We start from the raw sequence: 4,471 nt of genomic DNA on the forward strand, positions 1-4,471 counted from the left end.
CCGAAGCCGCAAGACAGGCGCAAGAAGCGGCAAGGAAGCTCGAACAGGGCAGAAAGGACGCGCTGAACCTCGCGCAGACCATGACGAACGCGATCGGCGGCTTTGAAGATACTGCGTACATGCAGAACGTAGAGCAAATCAAGCAGGATGTACAGCAGAAGCGTCAGCAGATCAATAAGATCAAAGAATCAGGCGTATCGCAGAATACCGTTGATCTGCTGAATAAGCAGTTGGACGAGTATGCAAAAGCGATGGAGCAGCAGGCAACGGAAAAGTGGCAGGCAGCCTTTCAGCAAGTAGCAAATGACGCCAAGCGCGAGAACGCCGAAGTGCTGCACGACTACAAAGCCTTGGCAGAAGCGGAATATGCCGCCACCGTGCGAAAACTCGCCGATGAGCGCAAGGAAAAAGAAAAAGAAGTCATGCGCGATCAAGACGACTGGCAGTCCAAGGCGGCAGTGTCAGAATGGTACTATGCCAAGCTCGCCAAAGCTGAGGAGAAGCGGCGACAGGACTTGAAAAAAGCGCATGAGCAATATATCGGATATTTGCAGAGTGAGGGAAAAGTCGCCGAACTTGTCGCACATCTCGGAAGTATTGAAGGCAAGACGGAAACGGAAAGCACGCTCAACATGGAAGGGCAGGAAAAACTCGCCAATACATACGTCAAGATATGGAAAGCGGCGCACGGCAGCATGGCAGGATACATCGCCGACACTGCCGAGAGCATCTACGGTACGTTGTCGGATTCCATGACAGATTTTATCCGAGGAGCGAAGTCGGCACAGGAAGTCTTGAAGGATTTTGGCAACAGTGTGCTTTCCATGATCGCGAAAATCGCCGCACAGCGTTTGGCAGCAAGCTGGGTGGACAACATCCTCGGAGCATTCAGCGGTGGGAGATCACTTGGAGCGGGCGCAACGTCTCTTGGCGGTATATCGTCCATCGGCTACAGAAGTCCGATGGCAGATTTTCACCTCGCGGGCGGTGCGCCCAAGCTGCGTATGTTCGCCAAAGGCGGCATCGTCACGGCGCCGACGCTCGCCATGATCGGCGAGGCGGGCGAGCATGAAGCCGTCATACCACTCAACGAGCGCAACTTGAGCGCGATCGGCGGTGGGCAGGGAAAAGCGCCGACCGTCGTCGTCAACATCACAAACAAGACGGATGGTAAAGCCAGAGTCGAGAACAAGAGCTTTGACCCTTCATTGCAGCGACTTGTCCTTGATTTCGTCGTTGACGGCGTCAATCGCAACGTCGGCGGCGCCAAAACGAATCTGAAAACAGCATTGGGAGGCGTTTAAATGGCAGAGCTGCTTAATTTCCCTGACATCGGCAGACCGAAACTTCCTACAGCATCGAACAGCGGCAGCTCTCACCTTGTGAGCGTGCAGGACAGCACCATCGCGACGACGAGCGATGCCGGCTACAAACATACGCGCCCGCGCACGACGCGCATGATACGGACGTATACGTTCACATGGAACGCCGTGCCCGAAGAGCGCATGAAAAAGCTGCTCGATTTTTATCGCAAAGTCGGCACGTTTCAAGCATTCTCTTTCATCGACTGGGATATGAAAGAGACGCACACGGTACGCTTCTCTGAACCGCTATCGTATCAATACAGCTATCCCGGCTATCGTTTTACGCTGAAATTCGAAGAGGTGTGACGCATGAATCACTTTTCAAAAATCGCGACGCTTGAAAAGAATAAACTGGCGACCGATGCACCGTTTCTGATTCTTGTACAGGTCAATCATGCGATGCTTGTTACTCCCATCTATCTTGTCCGCAACACAGAGGACGTCGTTTGGAATGGTGCGACGTGGACGGCGTTCCCGCTGGAGATCGACAACTATGAAGAGGACGGCAAGACGCTTCCTGCACTGAACTTAAAAATCAGCTCGGGCGGCGGGCTTTTGACGACGTACCTGCAAAAGTACGATGGGCTTGTCGATGCCAAAGTCAGCCTGTTCATTGTCAATGCAAAACTCTTGGACGTACCGGAGCCGGAAATGGAACTTGCCTTCGTCGTCAATGCGGCGAACTATGATGAGCAGTGGATTTCCTTCACGCTGGGCGCCTCGTCGGAAATCGCCGACCGCTTCCCTATGTGGCGCTACCTTACGGACTTCTGCCCGTTTGTCTGCGGTGACATCCGCTGCGGCTATCTGGGCGCGAAAGAGTGCCGGAACAATCTGGAATCTTGTCTTGTGCCGGAGCGGTTCGGCGGTGAGCCGGGCATACAGGAAGGGCGATAAGCGTATGAAGTATGAGGACTTGATCGGCACGCCGTTCATCGACGGCGGGCGCGATAAGGAAATAGGGCTTGATTGTTGGGGCTTGGCGCGAGAGATGTTCCGCAGGCAGGGAATCGACGTGCCGGACTATCAGATCAGCGCCATGCGCACGGCTGAAATCGCACGCGAAATGACCGCAGAAGAGATGGACTGGATGCGGCTTGAAGCGCCGGAAAAAGGCTGTCTCGTTCTCCTTCGCCTTGATCCTGAAGTGTGGGCGAACCATGTAGGCATTTACCTTGGCGGCGGGAAATTCATCCACGCATACCGTGCGACGGGTGTCTGCATCGACCGCTTGACGCGCTGGCGTTCGCGGATTGTCGGATTCTATAAGCCGAAAGGGGCAGAAAAATGATTCAGATTGTGATGGTAGAAAATCCCTTTGAAATGAAAAAGGAAATTCGATATGCCTGCTACAATCAGGGGAATGTCTGCACTTATGTAGATACGGCGGCGAGGGATGTATTTTTGAACGGTGCGCGTGTCGAAGACATCGAGCATACATATCCGCAGGACGGATCACAGATCATCGTCATGCCGCATATCGAGGGCGGCGCGTTGAAAAGTATCTTAGGATTCGTGGCTATGATCGCCCTTTCTATGTATGCGGGCGCCATTGCGGGCGGTCTTTGGAAGGGCGTCCTTGGAAGCGCGTTTGCAGGCGGTACGATTGGCGCGACGTTGGCATCCGGTGCAGTCATGTTTCTTGGCGGCAAAATTATAAACTCCATTTTCCCGCAGCAGATGCCGAAGATGAGCTGGATGAACGAGCAGGAAACCAGTCGCTCCTACGGCTGGGACATCCCTACGCCGACGACAATCGCAGGGCAGATTATCGGCGAAACCTACGGCGAATGTTTGCCAGCGGCGCAGCTATTGGAAGCGCACGTCGAAACGGTCGGCGACAAGCAATATCTGAACCTCTTGTACTGCGGCGGCTACGGTCCTGTCGATTCTATCGACAACATCCGCATAGACTATACGGACATCCGTGTTTTCAACGGCGTAGAAATAGAGACGCGCTTTGGCACGAATGACCAGAAGCCGATTTCCTTCTTCAAGAATACACCGCTCGATCAGTCCGTAGGTGTGGAGCTTGTGCAGGGAACATCCGTCGTGAGGACGAGCAACAGCAAGCGTGCCTCTGCTCTTGAGGTCACGCTGGAATGGCCGGGCGGTCTGTATCGTATCAATGATTCAGGCGGATATGACAGTGCGACAGTCAAATTCATTTTGGAGTACCGCAAAGGGAAAGAAGATTCGTGGCATAACTTCAACCGTCAAGAACACATCGGTTACGCCTACAGCGTGACTATGGCGACGGCAGATGCTGTACGTCGGACGTTTTCCGTCGAGGGTTTGGAGCCGGGACAGTACGACATTCGCATCACCTTGACGGAGCGCCCAACGACGACGCGCTATCAGACACTCACACAATGGACAATCATGACCTCTTATACGAAGGGCGTATACAGCCGTCCAAACAAGGTGCTTGTCGCACTTCGTATCTTGGCGACAAATCAGCTTTCGAGCGGCATCCCATCCGTCAACTGGCGGCAGAGGAGAAAGACCATCTATGTATGGAACCCTCTCCAAAAAGCCTATGTCGAAAAAGCGGCAGACAACCCGATCTGGGCAGCGTATGACATTCTGCACCACTGCCGCAGGCTCAAGAACATCCACACGGATAAATATGAGTTCGTCGCGGACGGCGTGGCGAAAGAATCGTTGGCGGCTTACTGGGAAGAGTGGGAATCTGCGGCAGCGTATGCCGATGAAGAAATCCTCAACCAAGAGGGTAAGAAAGAGCCGCGCTTTCGCTTCGATGCGATCTTCGACACGACGCAAAAGCGCATGAGCGCCGCGCAAAAAGCGGCGAACATCGGGCACGCCGTCATTATCCCGCACGGCAGGAACTACGGCATTGTCGTTGATCGCCCGGGAGCCATGACGCAGATTTTCGGTGAAGGACGGACGACCGTATCGACGGTCAAGGGATCTTTTTCATCAAAAGAGGACAGAGCGAGAGCCATCGAAGTCACCTACAACGACGGAGAAAACGACTTCAAAAATTCGGTCATGACGATTCGCTCGCCGAACTACAACAAAGACAACACTTGGACGGACAACACAGCACAGCTCTCGCTTTTCGGCGTGAAACGCCGCTCACA

At 53.9% G+C, this 4,471-nt stretch carries 5 protein-coding genes; all 5 read left to right on the plus strand.

The window, feature by feature from the left end; translation table 11 throughout:
- Positions 1-1,304: hypothetical protein (locus tag ACTTKG_RS09275; RefSeq protein WP_442673924.1), on the plus strand; the 1,304-nt coding region annotated here is incomplete at its 5' end.
- Complete coding sequence (locus ACTTKG_RS09280) at positions 1,305-1,670, plus strand: hypothetical protein (RefSeq protein WP_442673925.1); 366 nt, start codon at positions 1,305-1,307, stop codon at positions 1,668-1,670. It abuts the gene before it with no gap.
- Between the two features lie 3 nt (positions 1,671-1,673).
- Positions 1,674-2,261: a DUF1833 family protein gene (locus tag ACTTKG_RS09285; protein WP_442673926.1), complete on the plus strand. Its 588-nt coding sequence runs from the start codon at positions 1,674-1,676 to the stop codon at positions 2,259-2,261.
- Between the two features lie 4 nt (positions 2,262-2,265).
- Positions 2,266-2,655 carry a C40 family peptidase gene (locus ACTTKG_RS09290; protein WP_442673927.1) on the plus strand — a complete coding sequence of 130 codons (390 nt, stop codon included), beginning with the start codon at positions 2,266-2,268 and terminating at the stop codon, positions 2,653-2,655.
- Positions 2,652-4,471: TipJ family phage tail tip protein (gene gpJ, locus ACTTKG_RS09295; protein ID WP_442673928.1), on the plus strand; the 1,820-nt coding region annotated here is incomplete at its 3' end. The genes ACTTKG_RS09290 and gpJ, both read left to right, overlap by 4 nt.

Origin of the sequence: Selenomonas sp., assembly GCF_052169755.1 — a bacterium.
Classification (GTDB): domain Bacteria; phylum Bacillota; class Negativicutes; order Selenomonadales; family Selenomonadaceae; genus Selenomonas.

What these genes read in the sequence shown, in the direction of transcription:
- ACTTKG_RS09280 (WP_442673925.1), top strand. Translation starts at nt 1,305, where the DNA reads ATGGCAGAGCTGCTTAATTTCCCTGACATCGGCAGACCGAAACTTCCT.
- ACTTKG_RS09285 (WP_442673926.1), top strand. Translation starts at nt 1,674, where the DNA reads ATGAATCACTTTTCAAAAATCGCGACGCTTGAAAAGAATAAACTGGCG.
- ACTTKG_RS09290 (WP_442673927.1), top strand. Translation starts at nt 2,266, where the DNA reads ATGAAGTATGAGGACTTGATCGGCACGCCGTTCATCGACGGCGGGCGC.